At 60.8% G+C, this 25816-nt stretch carries 20 protein-coding genes; 13 read left to right on the top strand and 7 right to left on the bottom strand.

What is annotated here, in order from left to right; all coding sequences use genetic code 11:
• Positions 1-120 precede the first annotated feature (120 nt).
• From OQ248_RS22490 to OQ248_RS22475, 4 genes are all read right to left on the bottom strand, one after another.
• Positions 121-1611, bottom strand: coding sequence for a helix-turn-helix transcriptional regulator (locus tag OQ248_RS22490; protein WP_265814054.1), 1491 nt, complete (start codon positions 1609-1611; stop codon positions 121-123).
• 77 nt (positions 1612-1688) lie between these two features.
• Positions 1689-2579, bottom strand: coding sequence for a LysR family transcriptional regulator (locus OQ248_RS22485; RefSeq protein WP_085711502.1), 891 nt, complete (start codon positions 2577-2579; stop codon positions 1689-1691).
• A 6-nt stretch (positions 2580-2585) separates the two neighbouring features.
• Positions 2586-4790 (bottom strand): molybdopterin cofactor-binding domain-containing protein, encoded by a 2205-nt coding sequence (locus tag OQ248_RS22480; protein WP_265814053.1) that lies wholly within the window; start codon positions 4788-4790, stop codon positions 2586-2588.
• Positions 4790-5254 (bottom strand): (2Fe-2S)-binding protein, encoded by a 465-nt coding sequence (locus OQ248_RS22475; RefSeq protein WP_265814052.1) that lies wholly within the window; start codon positions 5252-5254, stop codon positions 4790-4792. The genes OQ248_RS22480 and OQ248_RS22475 overlap by 1 nt, the downstream gene beginning before the upstream one ends.
• A 118-nt stretch (positions 5255-5372) precedes the next feature.
• Between OQ248_RS22475 and OQ248_RS22470 the strand changes: the two genes are divergently transcribed.
• The 10 genes from OQ248_RS22470 (at position 5373) to OQ248_RS22425 (ending at position 17010) form a co-directional block, all read left to right on the top strand.
• Complete coding sequence (locus OQ248_RS22470; RefSeq protein ID WP_265814051.1) at positions 5373-6338, top strand: LysR substrate-binding domain-containing protein; 966 nt, start codon at positions 5373-5375, stop codon at positions 6336-6338.
• Between the two features lie 336 nt (positions 6339-6674).
• Positions 6675-7604: an amidohydrolase family protein gene (locus tag OQ248_RS22465; RefSeq protein WP_011334798.1), complete on the top strand. Its 930-nt coding sequence runs from the start codon at positions 6675-6677 to the stop codon at positions 7602-7604.
• Between the two features lie 4 nt (positions 7605-7608).
• Positions 7609-8514, top strand: a complete 906-nt coding sequence (locus OQ248_RS22460; RefSeq protein ID WP_007952854.1) for an amidohydrolase family protein — start codon at positions 7609-7611, stop codon at positions 8512-8514.
• Positions 8515-8637: 123 nt separating this feature from the next.
• A complete protein-coding gene (locus tag OQ248_RS22455; RefSeq protein WP_265814050.1) occupies positions 8638-10023 on the top strand; it encodes a UbiD family decarboxylase in 1386 nt (461 codons plus the stop codon).
• An 11-nt stretch (positions 10024-10034) separates the two neighbouring features.
• Positions 10035-10649 carry a UbiX family flavin prenyltransferase gene (locus tag OQ248_RS22450; RefSeq protein ID WP_265815126.1) on the top strand — a complete coding sequence of 205 codons (615 nt, stop codon included), beginning with the start codon at positions 10035-10037 and terminating at the stop codon, positions 10647-10649.
• Between the two features lie 87 nt (positions 10650-10736).
• Positions 10737-11786 (top strand): GTP-binding protein, encoded by a 1050-nt coding sequence (locus OQ248_RS22445; RefSeq protein ID WP_265814049.1) that lies wholly within the window; start codon positions 10737-10739, stop codon positions 11784-11786.
• A 91-nt stretch (positions 11787-11877) separates the two neighbouring features.
• The gene (locus tag OQ248_RS22440; protein ID WP_248742058.1) at positions 11878-13233 is read left to right on the top strand and encodes a nucleobase:cation symporter-2 family protein; all 1356 of its coding nucleotides are present in this window, start codon (positions 11878-11880) and stop codon (positions 13231-13233) included.
• A 12-nt stretch (positions 13234-13245) separates the two neighbouring features.
• Positions 13246-14634, top strand: a complete 1389-nt coding sequence (locus OQ248_RS22435) for an amidohydrolase family protein (protein ID WP_265814048.1) — start codon at positions 13246-13248, stop codon at positions 14632-14634.
• 332 nt (positions 14635-14966) lie between these two features.
• Positions 14967-16478 carry an SIR2 family protein gene (locus OQ248_RS22430; protein ID WP_265814047.1) on the top strand — a complete coding sequence of 504 codons (1512 nt, stop codon included), beginning with the start codon at positions 14967-14969 and terminating at the stop codon, positions 16476-16478.
• A 322-nt stretch (positions 16479-16800) separates the two neighbouring features.
• Positions 16801-17010, top strand: coding sequence for a hypothetical protein (locus OQ248_RS22425; RefSeq protein WP_265814046.1), 210 nt, complete (start codon positions 16801-16803; stop codon positions 17008-17010).
• 5 nt (positions 17011-17015) lie between these two features.
• Here the strand turns inward: OQ248_RS22425 and OQ248_RS22420 are convergent, their stop codons facing one another.
• The 3 genes from OQ248_RS22420 to OQ248_RS22410 form a co-directional block, all read right to left on the bottom strand.
• Positions 17016-17936 (bottom strand): DHH family phosphoesterase, encoded by a 921-nt coding sequence (locus OQ248_RS22420; protein WP_265815125.1) that lies wholly within the window; start codon positions 17934-17936, stop codon positions 17016-17018.
• Positions 17937-18011: 75 nt separating this feature from the next.
• Entirely contained in the window at positions 18012-19295 is a 1284-nt protein-coding gene (locus OQ248_RS22415; RefSeq protein ID WP_192551977.1) for a Zn-dependent hydrolase, read from the bottom strand.
• A 158-nt stretch (positions 19296-19453) separates the two neighbouring features.
• The gene (locus OQ248_RS22410; protein WP_265814045.1) at positions 19454-20938 is read right to left on the bottom strand and encodes an NCS1 family nucleobase:cation symporter-1; all 1485 of its coding nucleotides are present in this window, start codon (positions 20936-20938) and stop codon (positions 19454-19456) included.
• Between the two features lie 620 nt (positions 20939-21558).
• Here OQ248_RS22410 and hydA point away from each other — a divergent pair.
• From hydA to preA, 3 genes are all read left to right on the top strand, one after another.
• Positions 21559-22998, top strand: a complete 1440-nt coding sequence (hydA, locus tag OQ248_RS22405; protein WP_265814044.1) for a dihydropyrimidinase — start codon at positions 21559-21561, stop codon at positions 22996-22998.
• A 159-nt stretch (positions 22999-23157) separates the two neighbouring features.
• Positions 23158-24525, top strand: a complete 1368-nt coding sequence (locus OQ248_RS22400) for an NAD(P)-dependent oxidoreductase (protein WP_265814043.1) — start codon at positions 23158-23160, stop codon at positions 24523-24525.
• A complete protein-coding gene (preA, locus tag OQ248_RS22395; protein WP_192561503.1) occupies positions 24526-25800 on the top strand; it encodes an NAD-dependent dihydropyrimidine dehydrogenase subunit PreA in 1275 nt (424 codons plus the stop codon).
• Positions 25801-25816 lie beyond the last annotated feature (16 nt).

Genomic DNA, 25816 nt, shown 5'->3' with positions numbered 1-25816 from the left:
TTAGCAGGTTCAAAAGGGACGCGATCACGGGGAAAAACCGCACCGCACCTCACCAGACTAAGAACAGCCCGCCCGATCAAACACCCGAATTTGCACCCCATGAACTAGTGCATTTGCACCTTACCGCTGCCCCCGGCTGCTGCCCGAGAACAACCCACGTTCGCGAGCCCAGACAATCGCCTCGCTGCGACTGTGCACATCGAGCTTGGAATACACCGTCGCCACATGATTGCGCACCGTGTTCGGCGCCAGTTTCAATCGCGCCGCAATCTCCTTGTCCGCCAACCCCTCACAGATCAGTCCCAGCACATCACGCTCCCGAGCCGTGAGATCGGTAAACGAAACGCTGGGCAGTTGCGGCGAGTTGACCTTCTTCACATTGGCCAGTTTTTCGATCAGCGTGCGGCTGAACCACGAAGCGTCCTTCATCACCTCTTCAATCGCCGCCACCAGTTCAAGCTCGGTGCGCTTGCGCTCGGTGATGTCCATCAGCACCAGCAGATAGCACACCGTGTCCTGAATGTTGACGGTGTCGGCGGACACCGCGCACTCCAGCAATTCGGCGTCTTTCCTGCGGATCCGCATATCGACGCGGTCAACCCGGCCGGTCTTCTCCAGCGCCGCCAGTAACCGGGCGCGTTCCGCCGGTTCATCGATGAAGTCCAGTTGCGCGACGGTCTTGCCCAGCACTTCGTCGCTGTAGTAGGCCAGGGTATCGAGAAAGGCCTGATTGACGTCGATCAGCCGTTGCTCGTCGGCGCTGCAGATCAGGATCGGCACCGGCGTCAGGCGAAAGGCCTTGGCGAAGCGCTCCTCGCTTTGGCGCAGGGCGACTTCGGCCTTGTGCCGCAGCTCCATGTCGACGAACGAAAACAACATGCAGTCTTCATCATTGAGCACCAGCGGCTGACCGGCGACGATCACCTGTTTGCTGCCACCGTCCGGCAGGCGCAATTCAGCCTGCATCTGCGGAATGGTCGCGACATCCCGCAGGCGCTGGATGGCCAGTTCCTTGCGTTCGGCCTGTTCGAGAATGTCCAGCTCATAGGTCGAGGCGCCGATCACCTGATCCCGGGTGTAGCCAGTCATCTCCAGAAACCCCGGATTGACCTTGATGTAACGCAGATCGCTGAGGCGGCAGATCACCGCCGGCGCCGGGTTGGCATTGAAGGTTTTTTCGAAGCGCTGCTCGGCGTTGGCCCAATCGGTGACGTCGCTCATGATCAGTACCAGCGATTCGGTCTCGCCGTCACGATCGGTCAGCACCATGCTGCGCACACTGTGCACCCAGGTGCGTTCTTCATCGCTGAGCGGGGTGACTTCCACGAGCACATCGCTGAAGGTTTCCCCCGCCGCCACACGGCTGATCGGGTACTGCTCCGGTGTCAGCGTGTGGTTGTTGCGATAGCGCAGGTTGAAGCGCTCGGCATACTCCCCGGCATTGTTGCCCAACTCGCCGATGCGACTGACGCCATGCATCGCCAGCGCGGCTTCGTTGGCCCAGAGGATGGTCTGGTCGAGTTCCAGCAGAATCACCCCGTCGGACAGACCGGCGATGATCTGTTGCAACTGGCGGCGATTGGTTTCGGTGGTCAGGACGTCCCGGCTCATTGGCTCTCCACAAGTACGCGCATGTGAAGATTACGACCGCTGGCCGTCGCGATCGTGCCGGGCAATTTTGCCCTTGGTTACCGCGATGAGTGATCCACCAGTTCCCGCAGCGTATCGAGAAACAGCTTGAGCACCGGTGAGGCATCGTCCGCCCGATAGGTCGCGTACAGCGGCACCTGCGGCAGCGCCGGGGTCAGGCGCCGGAACACCAGCCCGGCGGGAGCCAGTTGCTCGATGGAGGCCGGCAACAGCGCCACGCCGAACCCCGCACGCACCAGACTGAGCAAGGTCTGCACCTCGATCACCTGCTGGCGGATCTGCGGGGTGAAACCGGCCTGAATACAGCACTGATAAAGAAAATTGGCGAAGCGCGACTGCTTCAATTCCAGCGCCACGAACGGTTCCTGCGCCAGATCAGCCGGCGCCAGCACTTCACGCCGGGCCAGCGGATGATCCGCCGGCATCACTACATGAATCGGCTCATGGATCAGCAATTCATTGCGCAATTGCGGGTCGTCATAACCGACGCGGAACACGCAGGCGTCGATGCGTTTCTCTTTCAAGGCCTTGACCTGGGCCGCCGGGGTCATCTCATGCAGACGCCAGGTCACCTGCGGATAGCGCTCGCGAAACAGGTGCAACGCCTTGGGCAGCACGCCGACCATCACCGAACTGATCATGCCGATTTCCAGCTCGCCCAGTTGCCCGCGCCCGGTCTGGCGGGTCAGGTCCAGCGCCCGTTCGAGTTGTTCGAACACCAGCGGTGCCTGCTCCTTGAGCATCTGCCCTGCCGCTGTCAGTTCGACCCGGTGATGACTGCGCTCGAACAGCGGCGTGCCGAGTTCTTCCTCCAGCAAGCGGATCTGCTGGCTCAGCGGCGGCTGGCAGATGTGCAGCCGTTCGGCGGCACGGCCGAAGTGCAGCTCATCGGCCAGGGCCATGAAGTACCGCAGCAAACGCAGGTCCATGGCGACTTACCCCAGGTTCAATGGCGTGGAACGCTGACGCACCCCGGTCAGGCTGAACAGCGCATTGGCAATCGCCGGAACCACCGACGGACTGCCCAGCTCTCCGACGCCGCCCGGTTTGTCCGGCTGGCCATCGAGCACGAGGATGTCCACCGGCGGCATGTCGGACATGCGCGTGACGCGATAGTCGTGGAAATTGCTCTGCACCACCCTGCCCTGCTGAATGTCGAGACGGTCGAACAGCGCATGGCCGAGGCCCCACAGCAGCCCGCCGTAAATCTGCTCTTCGACCCCGCCGGGCGACACCGCCAGACCGCAATCGACCACGCAAGTCAGCTTCTCGACCCGGGCCTTGCCGTCGACTTTCGCAACCCGCGCCACCACGGCGATGAAACTGGTGTAGCCCTGATTGGTGGCGATCCCCAGCGCTGTGTCCGGCGGCAGTTTCTGGCCCCAACCAGCGCGTTCGGCTGCCTGTTTCAGCACCGCGACATGCCGTGGCCGCTCCCGCATGTTGGCCAGGCGGAACGCCAGCGGGTCTTCAGCGGCCGCATGGGCCAGTTCATCCATGAAGCTTTCCACGGCGAACACGTTGGGAATAAAGCTCACCGAGCGATACCAGCCGCTGGGCACGTGGCTTTCGTGCTTGACCCAGTTCAGCTCCAGGTGCGGCGGACGATAGGCGAAGTCCCACGCGGTGATCGCTTCAGTGGTGCTGTAATCCATGTGATCCGGACGCTCGAAATAGCCCGGCTCCCACTGCTCCGGGGAGGCCGGCGACACTGCATGCAGTTGCAGCGCGGTGAGTTTGCCCTGGGCATCCAGCGCGCCTTTTACTCGATGAAGAGTCGCCGGGTGATTGAACAGCGCGTGCATTTCGTCTTCGCGGCTGTTGAGCAGTTTCACCGGCACACCGCTCTGCTGCGCCAGATACGCGACTTCGAACAGCCAGTATTTGGCTTCCCGCGCACCGAAGCTGCCGCCGGACACCAGCTCATGGATCGTGACTCTGTCCTTGGCGATGCCGCACACGGTCTGCGCCGCTTCCAGCGCCGACGACGGCACCTGCACGCCGCCCCAATAGGTGATTGCCTTGTCCTTGACCTGGGCGGTGATGCAGATCGGTTCCAGCGGGTTTTGCACCTTGTAGGGCATGGTGTAATCGGCTTCGAGCAGCTTCGCCGCGCCCGGCCATTGTCCGGCGACATCGCCCTGGGCCATGGCTTTGACGGTTTGCGTTGCCGGATCGCTGATCGCTGCGATCTGTGCCTTGGGCAGCTCGGCACTGTCGAAGTTGGCCAGCGGCGAGTCGCTCCATTTGATCTCCAGCAACTTGCGTCCCTGCTGCGCGGCCCAGAAGGTTTCGGCGAGCACCGCGACGCCTTCGAGGTTACCGCCGAGCACGTCCGGCCGCCCCGGAACCGCGATCACCTTGCGCACACCCGGCACCTGCAACGCGGCAGCCGAATTCACCGCGACAACCTTGGCGCCCACCACCGGCGCACGTTGAATCACCGCCACCAACATCCCCGGCAACTGCACGTCGATGCTGTATTTGAAACGCCCGCACACCTTGGCCGCCGCATCGCGTTTGTGGCGCAACTTGCCGATGTATTTGAACTGCGACGGATCTTTCAGCGTGACGTTGGCCGGTGCCGGCAATTGCGCCGCCGCGCCGGCCAGTTCGCCATAGCCGAGGCTGCGCTTGCTCGAGGCATGCACGACCCGGCCTTCTTCGGTGGAACAGCTGTCAGGGCTGACTTTCCACTGCTGCGCCGCCGCACCGATCAGCAGCGCCCGCGCCGTGGCGCCGGCCATGCGCAGGCGATCGTATTCCAGCGACACACTGGTGCTGCCGCCGGTGGAGAAGACTTTCCAGACCGGATGAATATAGATTTCGAAGAACGGATCTTCCGGGGTGATGACCTGCACAGTCATCGGGTTCACATCCAGCTCCTCGGCCACGCACGCGGCCAGTGCGGTCTGGGTTCCGGTGCCGGAATCGTGCTTGTGCACCACCAGTTTCACCGTGCCGTCGGGCAGCACGCGCACCCAGGCGTTGGGTTCGAATTCGGTGGCCGAGGTTTTGGGCTCAGCCGCTGCACCGGTTGGCAGGTACAGCGCAATCGCCAGGCCGGACGCCACCGTCACCGTCTGCTTTAGAAACACCCGACGCGACAGTTCAACACCGGCATTTTCGACGAGGCTCATCACGCCTCCTTCGGCGCGTTCGCCGCACGTTTGATCGCCTTGTTGATGCGCCCGTAAGTGCCGCAGCGGCAGATATTCCCGGACATGGCGTTGCGGATCGAGTCGTCGTTGACCGGTGCCCCGGTGTTGAGCAGCGCGGCAGCGGACATGATCTGCCCGGATTGACAGTAGCCGCATTGCGGCACATCTTCGGCGACCCAGGCCAGTTGCAGCGGATGGCTTTCGCTGGGCGACAGGCCCTCGATGGTGGTGATGCTGTGGCCCGCGACGGCGGCCAGCGGCAACTGGCAGGAACGCACCGCGACGCCGTTCAGGTGCACGGTGCAGGCACCGCACAGGCCCATGCCACAGCCGAACTTGGTGCCGGTGAGTTTCAACTGATCACGCAATACCCATAACAAGGGCATGGAGGGGGACGCTTCATTCAGCTCGCGTCGTTCGCCGTTAACCGTGAATGCAATCATTGTCAGGCTCCAAAAGAGCGGCCCGTCTTTGTGCGGGCCTGGTCACCGATTATTGGAAACCCGGGCAACACGCGGCCAGCGACGATTTCTGCCAACCGGTGTAAGCAGGACTAACAACATGTACAAGCGATACCCGTCGGTGCAGTCCATGAGCGCGTTCATCCACGCGGCGCGCAGCGGCAGTTTTTCCAGCGCCGCGCGCAAGCTCGACCTGACCCACAGCGCGATCAGCCAGCAGATCCGCGCCCTTGAAGACTTCATCGGCCAGCCGCTGTTCGTGCGCGAAGGCGGCGGCAGCAACCTGACCGATGCCGGGCAGTTGTTTGCCAGCGTGCTGTCGGACGGTCTGGCGCAGATTGACCGGGCGTTGTCCTCGGTGAAAAACCGCAGCGTGGCCCAGCGTCTGACCCTGGACGTTGACAGCGAACTGGCCCAGAGCTGGCTCAATCCGCGCCTGCCGCAATTGCTCGACGGTTTGCCGGATTACGAAGTGACGATCCTGTCGATGCCACGCAGCGATCGCAGCACGTTCGAACAGGTGGACCTGTCACTGCGCTATGGCTACGGCGACTGGGACGATTGCGAGATGACGCAGATCTGCGGGGATCGGGTGATGGCGGTGGCGTCTCCGGCGTTGCTGGAGCGGCATGGTTTGCAGCTGCCGTTGAGCCCGGCGCAGATTCTTGAATTGCCGCTGCTGGGGTATACGCGCAGGTCGTGGATTCCGTGGCTGGATGCGGCCGGGATGACACCGACAGAACCGCCTGCGCGGGTGGTTTTCGATAATGCGGCGAATCTGATTGCGGCGGCGGAGGCTGGCGTTGGCGCCGGGCTGGTGCGGGGATTATTGGCTGCCGATGCGTTGCGCAGCGGGCGGCTGGTGGCGCTGAACGAGGCGCGGATTGCGGCGCATTACAACCTGTATGCGGTGTGGCCGCATGGGCAGGCTGAGCGGGTAGGGCCGGTGGTTGAGATCATCAAACAGTTGGCTCTGAGTACGCTTGAGAATGCTGCCCTCACCCTAGCCCTCTCCCGGAGGGAGAGGGGACCGATCGGGGGATGCTCACATAATCCGCCGACCTGAACCTGCTTTACTGAATCCATAATCGACTGGATTTTTCAGGTCGATGTAAACCCATAGACACCTCGGTCGGCCCCCTCTCCCTCCGGGAGAGGGCTAGGGTGAGGGCAGGCTTTTGATCTTCCCCCCATATCCCAGAAGTATCACCACCCCACCCAATTAATATTGTACGAACCCTCCCCCGCCTTCCAATACTCGCCTCAAGCAACCACCCACCCGGGCCGGATGCGAACAGGCGAGGGAATGCGCGAGTGCTGCGCATAGAAACGGCCGATTGCCCGGGACGTGGATGCTGTGAGCCGCAAGGCTCCCTTCCCCGCTATCAGGAGATCGACTTCAATGATCATCGATATCAGTTGCTATCCCACCGATCTGGTGGACCTCGCCTGGAGGCATGACGGTGACCCGTTCACCGGCGAGCGTCTGCTGGAGATGATGGATGGCCCGTACATGGTCAACGGCAAGCCTCGCCGCATCGACAAAGCCTTCATCCAGCCGCCGCAGGGCAACACCATTTACACCTGGACCGACGGCGAACTGTCGGGCCGCGAATCCATCGACGCCTACATGGCCTACACCCTGAAAATGGTCCAGACCTACCCGGACCGTTTCATCGGCTGCTTCGTCTACAACCCGCGCTGCGGCGTGGAAAACGGCGTCGAGGCGATCGAGCGCTACGTCAAGGAACACGGCTTCAAGATGGTGCAGATGCAGGCCAACATGCACGCCTACCGTCCCGACCGTGCGCTGGACTGGGTGCGCCCGGCCTTCGAGAAATGCGCCGAGCTGGGCATTCCGGTCAAGCTGCACACCGGCGACGGGCCCTACAGCATCCCGTCGGAATGGGTGCCGATGATCAAGGAATTCCCCAACGTCGATTTCATCATGGCCCACTTCGGTGTGCAGACCGGCGGCGTCTACGTGTTCGAACCGATGCAGTGGGCGATGGAGTTGCCCAACGTCTATTGCGAATCCGGCTGGTGCCTGCAATCGCGGATCGTCGAGTTCGCCAAGGTCCTGCCGACCCACAAGATCCTGTTCGGCACCGACACCCCGCCGAACGAACCGGGCATGTGGCTGCGCCTGCTCGAAGTGCTGTGCCACGAGCCACCGCAGGGCCTGAACCTCGACGAGGACACCCTCGAAGACTACCTGGGCAACAACACCGCACGGATGATCGGCCTTCAGCCGTCTCCGCCGCCGCGTTCCGTTTCCGAAGCAGAGGCGCAACTCAAGCGCCCCGTCACCACTCAACTGGCCAGGAGCTGAACCGATGATCATCGACACCCATCTGCACCCCACCAACCTGGTCGACGAGGCCTGGCGCCACACCGGCGAACCGTTCACCGGCGAGCGCATGCTCAAGTTGATGGACGGCCCGTACATGATCAACGGCAAGCCGCGCCGGATCGACATGGGTTTCATCCAGCCGCCACCTGGCAACACCGGATATCGCGACGGCAACCGCCGTGGCCGCGAGGGCGTGCGCGACTACATGTCCTACGTCGCCGAACTGTGCGTGAAGTACCCGGACCGCTTCATCGGCAACTTCAACTTCAACCCGCGCTGGGGACCGGAAAACGGTGCGGCAGAGCTGGAATTCCACATCAAGGAATACGGCTTCAAGATGCTCAAGCTGCACGCCAACATGCACGGCTATCGCCCGGATCGCGCACTCGACTGGCTGCGTCCGGCGATGAAAGTCTGCGCCAAGTACAACATCGTGGTGCTGATCCACACCGGCGACGGCCCGTACACCATTCCGACGATGTTCTACCCGATCATCCGCGAGTTCCCGATGGTCAATTTCATCATCGGCCACTTCGGCATCCAGACCGGTGGCAACTACTCGTTCGAGGCGTTCTGGATGGCGATGGACACGCCGAACGTGTACTGCGAATCCGGCTGGTGCTTCCAGTCGCGGATCGTCGAGTTCGCCAAAGAGCTGCCGCGCAACAAGATCGTGTTCGGCACCGACTCGCCGCCGAATGAACCGGGCATGTGGTTGCGCGAGCTGGAAGTGCTGTGCTCGCCGGCGCCGCAGGGCCTGGGGATCGACGAAGATCACCTTGAGGATTACCTGGGCAACAACATCGCCCGGTTGTGCGGGATCGAACCGACCCCGCCGCCCAAGGATCTGGCCGAGGCGGACATTCGTCTGACCACGACCTACCTCTAAACCCGTACACAGCGACTTTACAGGCGCGAAGATGACCCGGCGTTCGCTCGACCGGCAGGCCAACGGCTTGTCGATCGAACGCCAGCCTCACCCCTGCGTGCCTGCTTTTTACGAGGTGAAACCATGACCCGTTCGACGCTCGGCGACTCTCAGGATTTTCACGTATTCATCGACGCCTATCGCCGCCAGTACCCGGACGATGTGCTGACCATCACCCAACCCCTTTCTGCCGATCAGGACGTCACCGCCCTGGTCGATGCCCTCGCCACTCAAGGCCGCGATCCGCTGCTGATCTGCGAAAACGTCGGCAACCTCGGCGTGCCGGTGGCGACCAATCTGTTCGCCTCCCGCCGGCGTATCGCCCGGCTGTTCGGCGTCAGCGCCGCGCAATTGCACGAAACCTTCCAGACCCGCGCCAACCAGCCAATCGCGCCGCGCTACGTCGAAACCGGCCCGATACTCGACGAAGTCTTCGAAGGCGAAACCCTGGACCTGGCGCTGCTGCCGATGCTCAAGCATTTCGACAGTGATCGCGGCCCGTACATTACCAACGCGATCATCATCGCCGAGGACCCACAGACCGGCATCGCCAACATGAGCTACCACCGCTCGATGCGCCACGCCCGTCAGGCCCTGGCCACCAGCTTGCACTCACGCGGGCACCTGTGGCGGATGTTGCAGACCGCCCGCGAACGCGGCGAAGAACTGCGCGTGGCCATGGTGGTCGGCGCGCACCCACTGTTCATGCTCGCCGCTGCGGCTCGCTTGCCTTACGGCAGCGACGAACGCGCGGTGGCCGGCGGGCTGTTCGGTGCGCCGCTGGAGCTGGTGAAGACCCCGCGCTACGGCATCGGCGTGCCGGCTTACGCCGAGTTCGTGCTCGAAGGCGCCATCGACCCGGCGGCCTATGCCGAAGAAGGCCCGTTCGGCGAATTCAGCGGTTATTCCTCGGATCGCTCGACCAACAACGTGCTGCGCGTCGACACCCTGTTGCGGCGCAAGGACGCGTGGCTGGTGGACGTGATGGGCGGGCGTTACGCCGAACATTTGACCCTGGCGCGGCTGCCCCGTGAAGCGGAAATGAGCGAGAAGCTCAAGGCGCGTTTCCCCGCCGTCACCGCCGTGCATTACCCGAATTCCGGCACGCATTTTCATTGCTACGTGGCGCTGGACCAGAGCCGCGACGGCGAGGCCCGGCAGATCATGCTGGCCCTGCTCGGCTGGGATCCGTACCTGAAAACCGTGATCGCGGTGGACAGCGATATCGACCTCACCGACGACAGCCAGGTGCTGTGGGCACTGGCCACGCATTTCCAGCCGCACCTCGACATTTTCACCATCGACGGTTTGCCCGGCAGCCCGCTGGACCCGTCGTCCTCGGTCAATGGCACCACGTCGCGCATGGGCCTCGATGCCACGCGCGGCTCGGGGTTCGACGGGATCAAGGCGCAGCTTGATCAGGACGTGCTCGAACGCGCCCGGCAACTGCTTGAAGGCCTGCCATCGTGAACCGCCAGCGGATGGTGGTCGGCATCAGCGGCGCGTCCGGGTTCATCTACGGCGTGCGACTGCTGCAGCTGCTGGCCGGGCTGAACATCGAAAGCCACCTGATCATCAGCCGCGCCGCGCTGCTGACCATGGCCCACGAAACCGACTACAAACTGGCGGACGTCACCGCCCTCGCCAGCCATTATCACCGTGCCGACGACGTGGCCGCCGGGATCGCCAGCGGTTCGTTCCGTTGCCTGGGCATGGTGGTTGCGCCGTGTTCGATGAGGACGCTGGCGGAGATCGCCACCGGCACGTCATCGGGGCTGATCGGCCGCGCCGCCGACATCACCCTCAAGGAGCGTCGCACCCTGGTGCTGATGGCCCGCGAAACGCCGCTGACCCTCGCCCACCTGCGCAACATGACCGCCGTCACCGAGATGGGCGGGATCATCGCCCCGCCGGTGCCGGCCTTCTACGCCCGCCCCGACAGCCTGGCGCAAATGGTCGACCACAGCCTCGGTCGCGTCCTCGACCTGTTCGGCCTCGATGCCGGCGTCGCCCGCCGATGGAGAGAACACACAGAACCCTGTGGGAGCGAGCTTGCTCGCGATGGCGGTGGATCAGTTGCCATCACCGCTAAATGACACACCGCTATCGCTAGCAAGCTAGCTCCCACAATAAAGCGTCATCACTCAATTCATCGTGCACCGGTAATCATCAAGGAGCCTCACATGAACACCCCCTTCAACGCCCCGACCCCGAACACCAAAATCCCGGTCACCATCCTCACCGGGTTCCTCGGTGCCGGCAAAACCACCCTGCTCAACTACATCCTCAAGGAGAACCACGGCCGCAAGATCGCGGTGATCGAAAACGAGTTCGGCGAGGTCGGCATCGACGGCGATCTGGTGCTCAGCTCCGAGACCGAAGAGATCTACGAAATGGTCAACGGCTGCGTCTGCTGCACCGCCGAAGTCCGCGAGGATCTGGTGCGCATCGTCCGTGAACTGGTGGCGCGTCCGGTGCGGCTCGACCACATTCTGATCGAGACCAGCGGCCTGGCCGACCCGTACCCGGTGGCCCAGAGCTTTTTCATCAACGACCCGATTGCCGAGGAAGTCGAACTCGACGCCATCGTGACCATGGTCGATGCCAAACACATCGCCCAGCACCTGGAAGACCTGCAACTGGATGGCGTCGACAATCAGGCCGTGGACCAGATCGTCTGCGCCGACCGTATCGTCATCAACAAGGTCGATCTGGTCAGCGCTGAAGACGTGGAAACCCTGCGCGGCAAGATTCGTGGCCTGAACGCCACGGCAGATCTGGTGACCTCGACCCATGCGCAGATCGACCTGTCGAAAATCCTGGGTATTGGCGCCTTCGAATGCACGCAGAAGCTGATGGAAATCGGCGCGGATCAGCACGACCACGATCACCACGACCATGACCATCACGCTGAAGAGCCCGATCACGACCACGACCCGAGCGTGTCCTCGGTGGGCATCGCCGTGGACGGTGCCGTCAACCTGATGGCGTTCCACCGCTGGATCAGCGAGTTGCGCAGTGCTCAGGCCGACAACCTGTACCGCATGAAAGGCGTGCTGGCGGTGGCCAACGAAGACCAACGCTACGTGCTGCAAGGCGTGCACAGCCTGGTGGAGTTCCGCGCCTCGACCTTGTGGGGCAGCGAGCCGCGCTCGAGCAAGATCGTGTTCATCGGCCGCGACCTGGATCGGGCGGCGCTGAACCAGGGCTTCGCCGCTTGCCTGGCCGGCTGAAACCCGGCATCGGAGCCGGTGGATGGCGGTTCCGGGCACACAGAACGAATACCCCTCTGTACCGAATAACAACAGCTAGAGGTGATTCCCCATGTCGTCAGCCAGTTCCTCCTCCACCGTCCACCCCGTCGACCGCGTCCTGCCGGTGCGACAGATGCTCACCCTCGGCCTGCAGCACATGGCCGTCTCGTACATCGGCGCCATCGCCGTGCCGTTGATTGTCGCCAGTGCCTTGAAGATGTCCCACGCCGACACGGTGGTACTGATCAGCACCACGTTGTTCTGCTCCGGCATCGCCACCCTGTTGCAGACCGTCGGTTTCTGGAAGTTCGGCGTGCGCCTGCCGATTCTGCAGGGCGTGGCGTTCAGCAGCGTCGGGCCGGTGATCGCCATCGGCAGCAACCCGGAGGTAGGCTTCGCCGGAGTCTGCGGGGCGGTGATCGGCGCGGGGATTTTCACCCTGCTGATGGCGCCATTCGTGGGCCGGTTGCGACGATTCTTTCCGCCGGTGGTGACCGGTTGCATCGTCACGGTGATCGGTCTGCAACTGTTCCCGATTGCCTATGAATGGGTTGGCGGCGGGCGCAACGCGAGCAACTTCGGCGCCCCGGCGTTTCTCGCCGTGGCGGTGCTGGTGTTGCTGACGATTCTGCTGGTCAACCGTTATGGCAGCCCGTTGCTGCGCAACATGGCGGTGCTGGTGGGAATGCTGGTGGGCGCCGGTCTGGCTTACGGCCTGGGCATGGGCAACTTTCACAGCGTCGAGGACGCGCCGTGGTTGACCGTGCCCTACCCGTTCTATTTCGGCCTGCCGACCTTCAGCCTGATCCCCATCGCCACCATGGTCGTCGTGATGATCGTGCAGATGGTCGAGTCCATGGGGCTGTTCGTGGCCATCGGCGACATCGTCGACAAACCGGTCGACGACAAGCAGGTGATCAACGGTCTGCGCGCCAATGGCCTGGCCAGCACCATCGCCGGGATGTTCGCCGCGTTCCCGTTCATCGCCTTCATGGAAAACGTCGGGCTGGTGATCCTGACCGGCGTGCGCAGCCGCTGGGTGGTGGCGATCAGCGGCCTGCTGATGTGTTCGATTGCGCTGGTACCGAAGGCCGGGGCGATCATCGCCTCGATGCCGACCGCGGCACTGGGCGGTGCCGGCATCGCCATGTTCGGCGTGGTCGCGGCGGCCGGGATCCAGACCCTGGCCAAGGTCGACTACGAGCGCAACCGCTACAACGTGCTGATCGTCGGTTTCACCATCGCCGCCGCCCTGGTGCCGGTGCTCGCCCCGACCCTGTTCAAACAATTGCCCGAGTGGTCACAGCCGTTCCTGCATAGCAGCGTGGTCATCGCCTGCCTGGTGTCGGTGCTGCTCAACGCGGCGCTCAACGGCGTCAGCGTGCCAGAAACCACACCCGGCAAATCCGCCTCGCACATCCTCTGACTGGAGCTGCCCATGACTCGACTTCAAAACATCCTGATCAAAAATCCCGTGGCGGTGATGACCGGCCTGCGCGGCCCCCGGGCCCGGGCCGGCGCCGTAGACATCCGCGTGGTCAACGGCAGCATCGCGGAAATGGCCACCAACCTTGAGCCACAACCCGGTGAGCGAGTGATCGACGCGCGCAATTCGGTGGTCTATCCGGGCTGGATCAACACCCACCATCACCTGTTCCAGAACCTGCTCAAAGCCGTGCCCGAAGGCTTGAATCAGGATCTGCAAGGCTGGCTGGCCAGCGTGCCCTACCCGCGCCTGAACCGCTTCACACCGCAACTGGCACGGATCGCCGCGCGGCTGGGGATGGTCGAACTGCTGCTGTCCGGCGTCACCACCTGCGCCGATCATCACTACCTCTACCACGCCCACGGCAGCACCGAGACCGGCGACTTGCTATTCGACCTTGCCGAGGAATTCGGCCTGCGTTTCGTGCTCTGCCGTGGCGGTGCGCTGGAGTCTGCCAGCGCACATCCGGGCTTCTCGAAAACCGCGCTTCAGCCGGAATCCCTGGAGCAAATGGTCGGCGATCTCGAACGGCTGAAATCGCGCTATCACCAGGACACTCCGGACGCACTGCGCCGTGTAGTCGTGGCGCCAACCACGCCAACCTTCTCGCTGCCGCCGACGCTGCTGCGCGAACTGGCGCACACCGCCCGAGGCATGGGGTTGCGCCTGCACACGCACCTGTCGGAAACCCAGAACTACGTGAATTTCTGCCGCGACAAGTACAACTGCCTGCCGGTGGAGTTCGTCGCCGAACACGAATGGCTCGGCCCGGACGTGTGGTTCGCCCACGCCGTGCACCTGCAACCGGGGGAAATCCGCATGCTCGCCCAGACCGGCACCGGCGTCTCTCACTGCCCGGTGAGCAACGCGCGGCTGGGCAGCGGCGTTGCGCCGATTCCGCAAATGTACGAGGCCGGCGTGCCGATCTCCCTCGGTGTCGACGGCGTAGCCTCCAACGAATCCGGAAGCATGGTCGGCGAAGCCAACACCGCCTGGCTGATCCACCGCGCCGGACAAGGCGCCTCGGCCACCACCGCCGAAGACGTGATCCACTGGGGCACGGCCGGCGGCGCGCAAGTGCTCGGGCTCGGTGCGGTCGGCACGCTGGAAATTGGTCAGGCAGCGGATCTGGTGATCTACAGCCTCGACCATCCACGGTTCTACGGCTTCCACGACAGCGCCGTCGCACCGGTCGTCGCGGGTGAGCCGATTGCCGTGAAATACAGCCTGGTGGGCGGGCGGATCGTGGTCGATGACGGGGTAATTCCGGGGCTGGATATCGAGCGGATGCGGGCCGAGGCGTGGGAGGGAGTGCAGGCGATGATGAAGGTCGACGAGTAACCATTGTAGGAATGAGCCTGCTCGCGAAAACCGGCGGACAATCATAATAATTTGATTGACCCACCACTTTCGCGAGCAACCTCTACTGAACAGCTAAAAAATTCAACGTGTTTTATAACCGCTACAGCTACAAACCGAGGACCACCTCAATACTTAACGACTTCATAAGTCAATGACCCATATTTAGCATCCACATAAAATCTGCCCACCCGGCTCCAGAATTCACCCCTGCAAAACCTACAGTAAGCCACCCACTCATTGGGCATGGACATCCCATAGATAAAAAACGTAGCATCCTGCATAACCTAACCAACAACTCCTAGAGCTTCAACATGGAATTTGAAAAAATACTAGAGAACATTGACAACCAAGGGACTCGCGGCTACTACCTCATAGAAGCCCTGCTTTTAGGCCTTCTCAAAATACACCTACAAGCCCAAGATAAGCCTTTAAAACTGCAGATAAACACACCTGACTATGGATTTGATGCTTTCGCACCTGAAGGCTTTGACGAGTTTGACGGCCCAACGTTTATCCAAATAACGCTATCATCTCACCCCAAGAAAATATTACTTGATATTGAAAAAATGCAGAAAAATTTTCCTATTATGGAAAATACTTCAGTATTAATAATCACAACCAAAAAACCCAATCAAGACATCCTCAAAAATCATATAACGCCCCATTCAAAACCCGGCTCCCCATTTCACATATGGGGACCTGAAAAAATATCCTCTCTAATTGAAAAATACCCAGAACAAGCCAACAAACTAATCGAAAACATATTCACAATAAGATTGGAGACGGCATTCTCCAAACAACAAGAAAACTGGAAAGACGAGCGCGCTGAAATCGTAGAGCGCATTAAGAGCGAGTATAAGTCTGGGCAATTCTCCTTATTGCTCGGAGCGGGTGTTTCAAGCAGCGCAGGGCTCCCGGACTGGAACACTTTACTAAATTCATTATTCGTCGCACTGCTTACTTCAGAGCTTGGAAAAGATAAAACAATTGACAGCACGGAGATCTCCAGCATAGTTAAGCGTTTAAGAGAAGTTGACGGTCCATCGGCCCTAATGTCTGCTAGATATATCCGAAAAGGCATGTCGACCAACGGAAGCAGTGAGCAAACCCTTTTTGTAAATACCGTTACAAAGCAACTGTACGAACTGCGTGATAAACGCAAAAATATAGAATCAAAATTAATAAAATCAATTGCCTCCATGTGCACTCCTGGTAGAACGGGAGCAAAAGTAAAATCTGTAATAACTTACAATTTTGACGATTTGCTGGAACGCCAACTTGGCAACCGTGAAATTCAATTTAGAAGCATTTTCGAAGAGATTGAGATCCCCAACACCGACGAGCTACCCATATATCATGTTCATGGCTTTCTACCAGAAGACCGATCAAATTATTCAAACTTAGATCGAAGCACACTTGTTTTCTCGGAAGAGGGATACCACAAAATCTATAACGAACCCTATCACTGGTCTAACCTCATCCAACTGAACTCACTCAAAGAATCGACTTGCGTAATGATTGGTCTCTCAATGAGCGATCCAAACTTAAGACGACTTCTTGAGATTGCAGCAAGATCTATTGAAAAACCCAAACACTACGCCTTCATGCAAAGAATCAACATTGAATACTTTAGTAAACACAACGATAAAAAAATTATAAACGCGCCTATCAGCACAATAAAAACCTTCCTTGACAGACATCACTCCTTAAACGAAGAGGTCCTGAAAGAGCTTGGCGTAAACATCATTTGGTATGAAGAGTACGACGACATACCTCAACTTCTGGAACAGATTTCAAAAAGACAAACTGAAGCCACACAGTAGAAATTTAGTTTCCCAACCATCGAAAGCCATAAAAACCATCACAACCACCGAAACACCTTAGCCAGATCAATTATTAAGAAGCCAAAATCAATGAAATCATTATCCACCCCAGTTAAAAACCATCATCGCTCGAACACTCAAGATTTTTTTGCTCCTTAGAACGATAATATATTCCAGACAGTGTTATTAATCGTAAATGAGACTGAGGATGCACCTTTCAAGATCGAGTGACTCGCGCGTCTTGATTTTGTCGACTAACGTTAGTACCTCATCGGATTGAGCCCCTGCCAGCTACACCGGGCTCTTGATCAAGGAGAGACTGATGACATCCAACCGCCTCATCGAACAGACCTATCGCACCTGGTCCAGCCCCATCCTGCTGGAGCTGAAAAGGCGCGAGCACGAGATGGCGCCGGCCGAGCGTCAGGCGCTTGAAAATGTAATGGTGGAAAGACGATTGCTGGACGTTGGCAACCCGAATGGCGTTGAACGGCGCAAGAGTGCAACGAGTAAAACCGACAATCCCGGGTAATCACTTCACCCGTCCGGGTTCACGCTCAGCCCCAGTTTCAATAGCTCTTTGCGCAAGATCGAGGGCTTTAGAACCGCCAATCCAGCCTGCCATTCCATCGGCAGTAAACGACTCAACTTCTGCTGGCTGACTTCGGGTTCGGCCAGCAAACAACTTTTGCGTTGGCTGATGCTGATGACGTTCAACAACCAGTCATCGCCCTGCCCGCCCATCCAGCGGCAAATCTCGCTGCGATGCTTCTCGATCAACGAGTCGGCATCCCACACAGTCATCTGCGCAAAAACCTCGGGCAACCGGCTCTCGGGCTTCATGCGTTTGAGATCGGCGGCCAATGCAGCAGACATGTCTGATTCGATGTTGGCCTGACATTCGAGGAAGTACTGCTCGGGCCAGTCCGCCGTGAGTTTCCCGTGTGGCGCGAGTTCGGCGTAAGCCTCGATATCCGCCGCCGTGGTCATCTGCCCGGTGAAATTCAACGTGTTGTCCAGAATCGCCGTGGCCAACAGCGCGGCGCTTTGCTCGCTGATCCTCGGCAGCAAACCTGTGGTTTTCCAGCGCTGGAAAACCTGGGTCGCCGCCGCGCCGATCGGGCGGATGTCGGCGGCAGATCCGAGCTTTTGCGCCCAATGGTTTTCGAAACCCGGATGATGGTCGATGACTTCCACCACCCGGTCGAGGGCGACCATCGGGTCGAAGTGGTGGTAATCGGAGACATCGACCAGCACGAACTCGTCGTTGGATGTCGGGCGGTAATCGTCCAGATCGGCGCCCCAGCCCAGCACGGTTTTCGAAACGCTGGCATTGGGTTTTGCGCTGCTGACGGCGCGGGCGGGAATGCCTTGCAGGTTGAGCAGTTCTGCGTAGGCGATGCAGCAGGCACAGGCGTCGATGTCCAGATACGCCGAGCCTGAGGTGATGACTTTGATGGGCGACATTGCGCGTCCCTGACTTCCTTTTCCGGGGCGGCAACGTCGCACATTTTCATGAACGATTAATGAACGTCAGGCAGCGCGTTGTCCCCCTGCCACTGCCGCCGAAGCCGCCAGCATCGCCCGCAACAACACCGCACAGCCCGCCGCCAGATCGTCCGGCGCGGCGTTTTCGATTTCGTTGTGGCTGATACCGCCCTCGCACGGCACGAAGATCATCCCGGCCGGGCCGAGTTCGGCGAGGAAAATCGCGTCGTGACCGGCGCCGCTGACGATGTCCATGTGCGACAGGCCGAGACCTTTGGCAGCGCCACGCACGGCTTCGACGCAGCCTTTTTCGAAGTACAGCGGCGGGAAGTCAGCGGTCGGGGTCAGCTCGTAGGTCAGGCCGTGTTCTTCGCAGGTGGTTTCGATGACTTGCTTGACCTCTGCGATCATCGAGTCAAGACGTGCAGGTTCCAGATGCCGGAAGTCGAGAGTCATGCGCACCTCACCGGGAATGACGTTGCGCGAGCCCGGATAGGCTTGCAGGCAACCGACGGTACCGCAAGCGTGGGGTTGATGGCCCAGGGCGGCTCGGTTGACTGCGCCGACGATCACCGAGGCGCCCACCAATGCATCCTTGCGCAGGTGCATCGGGGTCGGGCCGGCGTGGGCTTCGACGCCGCGCAGTTTCAGGTCGAACCACTTCTGTCCCAGAGCGCCAAGTACCACGCCGATGGTTTTCTGTTCGTCCTCCAGGATCGGTCCCTGTTCGATGTGTGCTTCGAAATAGGCGCCAACCTTGTGCCCGCTGACCTTGCGCGGCCCGGCGTAGCCGATGGCGTTCAGCGCTTCGCCGACCGTTACGCCGTCGGCATCGACCTTGGCCAGGGTTTCTTCGAGGGTGAATTTTTCCGCGAACACGCCAGAGCCCATCATGCACGGGGCGAAGCGCGAGCCTTCTTCGTTGGTCCAGACCACCACTTCCAGCGGCGCCTCGGTTTCCACCCCCAGGTCGTTGAGGGTGCGCAGCACTTCGACCCCGGCCAGCACGCCGAAGCAACCGTCGAACTTGCCGCCGGTGGGCTGGGTGTCGATGTGGCTGCCGGTCATCACCGGCGGCAGGTTCGGGTTGCGCCCGGGGCGGCGGGCGAAGATGTTGCCGACTTCATCGACCGTGACGCTGCAACCGGCGTCCTTGCACCACTGCACGAAAATATCGCGGGCCTGGCGGTCGAGGTCGGTCAGGGCCAGGCGACAGACCCCGCCCTTGACCGTGGCGCCGAGTTTGGCCAGTTCCATGAGCGACGCCCACAAGCGGTCGCGGTTGATGTGCTGATGGGTCGATTGCAGAACGTCTACGGCTGCGTTCATGGGGATCTCCTCAGGCAGTTTTCTTATGGATATTGCTGCGGTGACTGTCTGGCCACCATCGCTGGCAAGCCAGCTCCCACAGGGAATGCAGTCGTACACAAATGCTGTGTCCACCGGAAAACCTGTGGGAGCGAGCTTGCTCGCGATGAGGCCCTCCTCTACACCGGTGATTTCACGACAGAAGGCTGTGCCCGCATCGCGCACAACCCGTAATAGATCAACCCGCCCAACGCCGAGCCGGTGAACCAGCCGTAGCTGTAGAACCAGCTGAACGCGCTGCTGCCCAGCGACAGCAGGGTCAGCACCACCGGCACGCCGAAGGCGATGAACCCGGACCAGTTCCACGCCGGGTAGACGTCATCGCGGTACAGGCCGGCCAGGTCCAGTTGCTGTTTCTTGATCAGGAAATAGTCCACCACCATGATCCCGGCAATCGGCCCGAGCAGGCTGGAATAGCCCAGCAGCCAGTTCGAATACACGGTTTCCAGGCTGAGGTCGGAGACGATCCAGCCGAGCTTTTTCAGCAATTCATGCCCCATCAGCGCGAGGCCGACGAACCCGGTGAGAATCACTGCCTTGGTGCGGTTGATGACCTTGGGCGCGATGTTCTGGAAGTCGTTGGTCGGCGAGACGATGTTGGCGGCGGTGTTGGTCGACAGCGTGGCAATGATGATCAGCGCCATGGCCACCGCGACCCACACCGGGCTCTGGATATGGCCGATCAAAGTCACCGGATCGGAAACGCTGACACCCACCAGTTTCACCGACGCGGCGGTCATCACCACGCCCAGTGCGGCGAACAGGAACATGGTCAGCGGCAGGCCGAAAATCTGCCCGAGGATCTGATCCTTCTGGCTGCGGGCATAGCGGCTGAAGTCGGGAATGTTCAGCGACAGGGTGGCCCAGAAGCCGACCATCGCCGTCAGCCCGGCAGCGAAGTAACTGACCACGCTCGCACCTTCAGGACGCTTCGGCGGAATCGCCAGCAGTTCAGTCATCGACACATTGGGCATGGCCCATACCAGCAGCCCGATGCCGACCGCCACCAGCAGCGGTGCCGACAGGGTTTCCAGCCATTTGATCGACTCGGCGCCACGGATCACCACCCACAGGTTCAGTGTCCAGAAGATCATGAAACCGATCACTTCCCCCGTGCCGCCGAGGGATTTCCAGCCCTCGAAGATCGAACCGAGAAACAGGTGGATCGCCAGCCCGCCGAACATGGTTTGGATGCCGAACCAGCCGCAGGCCACCAGTGCGCGGATCAGGCACGGCACGTTGGAGCCGAGAATCCCGAACGACGACCGCAGCAGCACCGGAAACGGAATGCCGTATTTGGTGCCGGGAAACGCATTCAGCGTCAGCGGGATGAGCACGATGATGTTGGCAAACAGAATCGCCAACAGCGCCTCGCCGACGGTCAAACCGAAATACGCGGTGAGCACGCCGCCCAGAGTGTAGGTCGGCACGCAAATCGACATGCCGACCCACAGGGCGGTGATGTGCCATTTGTTCCAGGTTCGTTCGCGCACCTTGGTCGGTGCCATGTCGTGGTTGTAACGGGGACTGTCGAGGACGTCGCTGCCGGCTTCGAGTTCGAACAAGCCGTCGCGCTCGGTCACTTGCGATCTGTTCTGTTGCATGGCCGCTCCACTGTTCTTCTGATTATTTTTTGCTCATCAGGCGGCTACACACGCAGGTGCGAGCCGGACGATGGCCGGAGGAACTGACAACCTTCATGCACCGGCCATGGTGTCAGCGGCGGCATCAATAAACGTGCCGGGTGCCCCGCTTTCGCATCGGGCCGTGCTTTTCATTTCTTGTAACCAACTGATGTTTATCAGTTTTAATTATTCACCGTGTGAGGCCGCGAACACTTGACTGAACACTCAGGCTAAATGCCAGGCAAGTTGTCCGAACTGTCAGGACTCAATCTGGTGCACTGCACTTTTTTTCATCATGGGCGCTCAGCCGCAGCTCAACTTCAAGCAGCTGATTTCACATAGGAAATCTTGCTCATATTTCCAACCTGTCAAGTGCGTCAAAATAGTGAAGTGCCTCACCATTTTGGTGATTTATGATTTTTATCGTTATTTATCAGTCATTTAAAACAGAAATAAGCTTATAAAAAATAATCTTGATCAATTGCAGAACTGCGACTAGCGTCTATTCCTGACAGCGCTGACAAGATTACGCATTTTGCGCTGCAAACAATAAAACACTAGAACCGGCACAAGTCGGTCATGCCTGCGAGGAACTCGGAATGTCTCTGTTGATCCGTGGCGCCACCGTTGTTACCCATGATGAAAGTTACCGCGCCGATGTCTATTGCGCTGACGGCGTGATCAAAGCCATTGGTGAAAACCTGGATGTTCCCGCCGGCGCCGAAGTGCTCGACGGCAGCGGCCAGTACCTGATGCCCGGCGGCATCGATCCGCACACCCACATGCAACTCCCGTTCATGGGCACCGTGGCCAGCGAAGACTTCTACAGCGGCACCGCCGCAGGCCTGGCCGGCGGCACCACGTCGATCATCGATTTCGTGATTCCCAATCCGCAGCAGTCGCTGCTCGAAGCCTTTCACCAGTGGCGCGGCTGGGCGGAAAAATCGGCGTCAGACTATGGCTTCCACGTCGCGATCACCTGGTGGAGCGAGCAGGTCCGCGAGGAAATGGCCGAACTGGTCAGCCAGCACGGGATCAACAGCTTCAAGCATTTCATGGCCTACAAGAACGCGATCATGGCCGCCGACGACACGCTGGTCGCGAGTTTCGAGCGCTGCCTGGAACTCGGCGCCGTGCCGACCGTGCACGCGGAAAACGGCGAGCTGGTCTATCACCTGCAGCGCAAGTTGATGGCCCAGGGCATCACCGGGCCGGAAGCGCACCCGCTGTCGCGGCCCTCGCAGGTCGAAGGTGAAGCCGCGAGCCGGGCGATCCGCATCGCTGAAACCATCGGCACGCCGCTGTACCTGGTACACGTCTCGACCAAGGAGGCCCTCGACGAAATCACCTACGCCCGCAGCAAGGGCCAACCGGTCTACGGCGAAGTGCTGGCCGGGCATCTGCTGCTGGACGACAGCGTCTACCAGCACCCGGACTGGCAGACCGCCGCCGGCTACGTGATGAGCCCGCCGTTCCGTCCGCGCGGGCATCAGGAAGCCCTGTGGCATGGCTTGCAGAGCGGCAATCTGCACACCACAGCCACCGACCATTGCTGCTTCTGCGCCGAGCAGAAAGCCGCCGGGCGCGATGATTTCAGCAAGATTCCCAACGGCACCGCCGGCATCGAAGACCGCATGGCGGTGTTGTGGGATGAAGGGGTGAACACCGGGCGTTTGTCGATGCAGGACTTCGTCGCCCTCACCTCCACCCACACCGCCAAGATCTTCAACCTCTACCCGCGCAAAGGCGCGATCCGCGTCGGCGCCGATGCCGACCTGGTGCTGTGGGACCCGCAAGGTACCCGCACCATCTCCGCCAAGACCCACCATCAGCAGGTGGACTTCAACATCTTCGAAGGCAAGACCGTGCGCGGTGTGCCGAGCCATACCGTCAGCCAGGGGAAAGTGGTCTGGGCCGACGGCGACCTGCGCGCCGAGCGCGGGGCGGGCCGGTATATCGAACGGCCGGCGTATCCGGCGGTGTTTGACTTGTTGAGCAAGCGGGCTGAGTTGCACAGGCCGGTTGCGGTTAAACGCTGAAATCCAGGCCTTCGGCCATCGCTAGCAGGCTAGCTCCCACAAGTGTACGCATTCCAAATGTGGGAGCCAGCCTGCTGGCGATGAGGCCAGTTCAGACAACACAAAAAACCACTGCCCGACAGAGGCAGAAAACCTCAAATAACCGTGAGGCAAAAAACCGTGATCGAGACCCTGAACCATCTTCCGCACCCGCACGAAAGTGCGGCCGCCCTCGCCGGCCATTTCACCGATCTGGCACCACCGCTCAACGACCGCCAGGCGCACCTGGAAGCCTCGCGCTGCCTGTACTGCTACGACGCGCCCTGCGTGAATGCATGCCCGAGCGAGATCGACATTCCGTCGTTCATCCGCAATATCCATCAGGACAATGTGCCCGGTGCAGCGCAGAAAATCCTCTCGGCAAACATCCTCGGCGGCAGTTGCGCCCGGGTCTGTCCGACCGAAATCCTCTGCCAGCAAGCCTGCGTGCGCAACAACGCCCACGAATGCGCACCAGTGCTGATCGGCCTGCTGCAACGCTACGCCGTGGACAATGCGCATTTCACCGAGCACCCGTTCCAGCGCGCCGCCGCCACTGGCAAACGCATTGCTGTGGTCGGTGCCGGCCCCGCAGGTTTGTCCTGCGCCCACCGCAGCGCCATGCACGGACATGACGTGGTGATTTTCGAAGCGCGGGAGAAGGCTGGCGGGCTCAACGAATACGGAATCGCCAAATACAAACTGGTCGACGACTACGCACAGAAGGAACTGGATTTCCTCCTGCAGATCGGCGGCATCGAAATCCGCCACGGGCAGAAACTCGGCGACAACCTGACCTTGAGCGAACTGCATCAGCAGTTCGACGCGGTGTTCCTCGGCCTCGGTCTCAACGCCAGCAAACAACTCGGCCTGGCCCACGAAGACGCCCCCGGCCTGCTCGCCGCCACCGACTACATCCGCGAACTGCGCCAGGCCGATGACCTGTCGCAACTGCCGCTCGCCGAACATTGCATCGTCCTCGGCGCCGGCAACACCGCCATCGACATGGCCGTGCAAATGGCCCGCCTCGGCGCCCGCGACGTCAATCTGGTGTATCGCCGTGGCGCGGCGGACATGGGCGCCACCAGCCACGAACAGGACATCGCCAAGGCAAATCAAGTGCGGCTGCTGACCTGGGCACAACCGGACGAAGTGCTGCTCGACGCTCAAGGCAAGGTGCGCGGCATGCGCTTCGCCCGCACTCATCTGGTGGAAGGTCGCCTGCAAACCACAGGCGAGACCTTCGAGCTGGCGGCCGATGCAATCTTCAAAGCCATCGGCCAGGCCTTCGACGGCAGCGCCCTCGCCGACCCGCTGGCCCGCGAATTGAAACGTCAGGGCGAACGGATTCAGGTCGATGACAACCTGCGCACCAGCATCCCCGGTGTGTATGCCGGCGGCGACTGCACCAGCCTCGATCAGGACCTGACCGTGCAAGCGGTGCAACACGGCAAGCGCGCCGCCGAGGCGATCAACGCTCAACTGATGCTCAACGTGGAGGCTGCGTAAATGGCCGATCTTTCGATTGTCTTTGCCGGAATCAAAGCCCCCAACCCGTTCTGGCTGGCCTCCGCGCCACCGACCGACAAGGCCTACAACGTGGTGCGCGCCTTCGAGGCCGGCTGGGGCGGCGTGGTCTGGAAAACCCTGGGTGAAGACCCGGCGGCGGTCAACGTGTCCTCGCGCTACTCGGCGCATTACGGCGCCAACCGCGAAGTGCTGGGCATCAACAACATCGAACTGATCACCGACCGCTCGCTGGAGATCAACCTGCGGGAAATCACCCAGGTGAAAAAGGACTGGCCGGACCGCGCGCTGATCGTGTCGCTGATGGTGCCGTGCGTCGAGGAGTCGTGGAAACACATCCTGCCGCTGGTGGAAGCCACCGGCGCCGATGGCATCGAGCTGAATTTCGGTTGCCCCCACGGCATGCCCGAACGCGGTATGGGCGCGGCGGTCGGTCAGGTGCCGGAATATGTCGAGCAAGTCACGCGCTGGTGCAAGACCTATTGCTCGCTGCCGGTGATCGTCAAGCTGACGCCGAACATCACCGACATCCGCGTCGCCGCCCGCGCCGCACACCGGGGCGGCGCCGATGCGGTGTCGCTGATCAACACCATCAACTCGATCACCAGCGTCGACCTCGAACACATGGTCGCCCTGCCCACCGTCGGCAGCAAAAGCACTCACGGTGGTTATTGCGGCTCGGCGGTCAAACCGATTGCACTGAACATGGTCGCGGAGATCGCCCGCGACCCGCAGACTCAGGGCCTGCCGATCTGCGGCATTGGCGGCATCGGCAGCTGGCGCGATGCGGCGGAGTTCATGGCGCTGGGCAGCGGCGCGGTGCAGGTGTGCACGGCGGCGATGCTGCATGGCTTCCGGATTGTCGAGGAGATGAAGGACGGCTTGTCGCGGTGGATGGACAGTCAGGGTTACGCCAACATTGCCGAATTTTCCGGGCGGGCGGTGGGCAACACCACGGACTGGAAGTACCTGGACATCAATTATCAGGTCATCGCGAAGATCGACCAGGAAGCGTGCATCGGTTGCGGGCGTTGCCACATTGCCTGCGAGGACACGTCACACCAGGCGATCAGCAGTCTGAAACAGGCCGATGGCACGCATAAATATGAAGTGATCGATGACGAGTGTGTGGGGTGCAATTTGTGCCAGATCACCTGTCCGGTGGCGGACTGTATCGAGATGGTGCCGATGGAAACGGGCAAGCCGTTTCTGGACTGGAATCATGATCCGAGGAATCCGTATCACGTTGCGGTCTAGATTGGCGCGTTGATCC

The organism is Pseudomonas sp. COW5, from assembly GCF_026240005.1.
Lineage (GTDB): Bacteria > Pseudomonadota > Gammaproteobacteria > Pseudomonadales > Pseudomonadaceae > Aquipseudomonas > Aquipseudomonas kribbensis.
The sequence above is the reverse complement of the archived record's forward strand: the minus strand, read 5'-3'. Positions and strand labels throughout refer to the sequence as shown.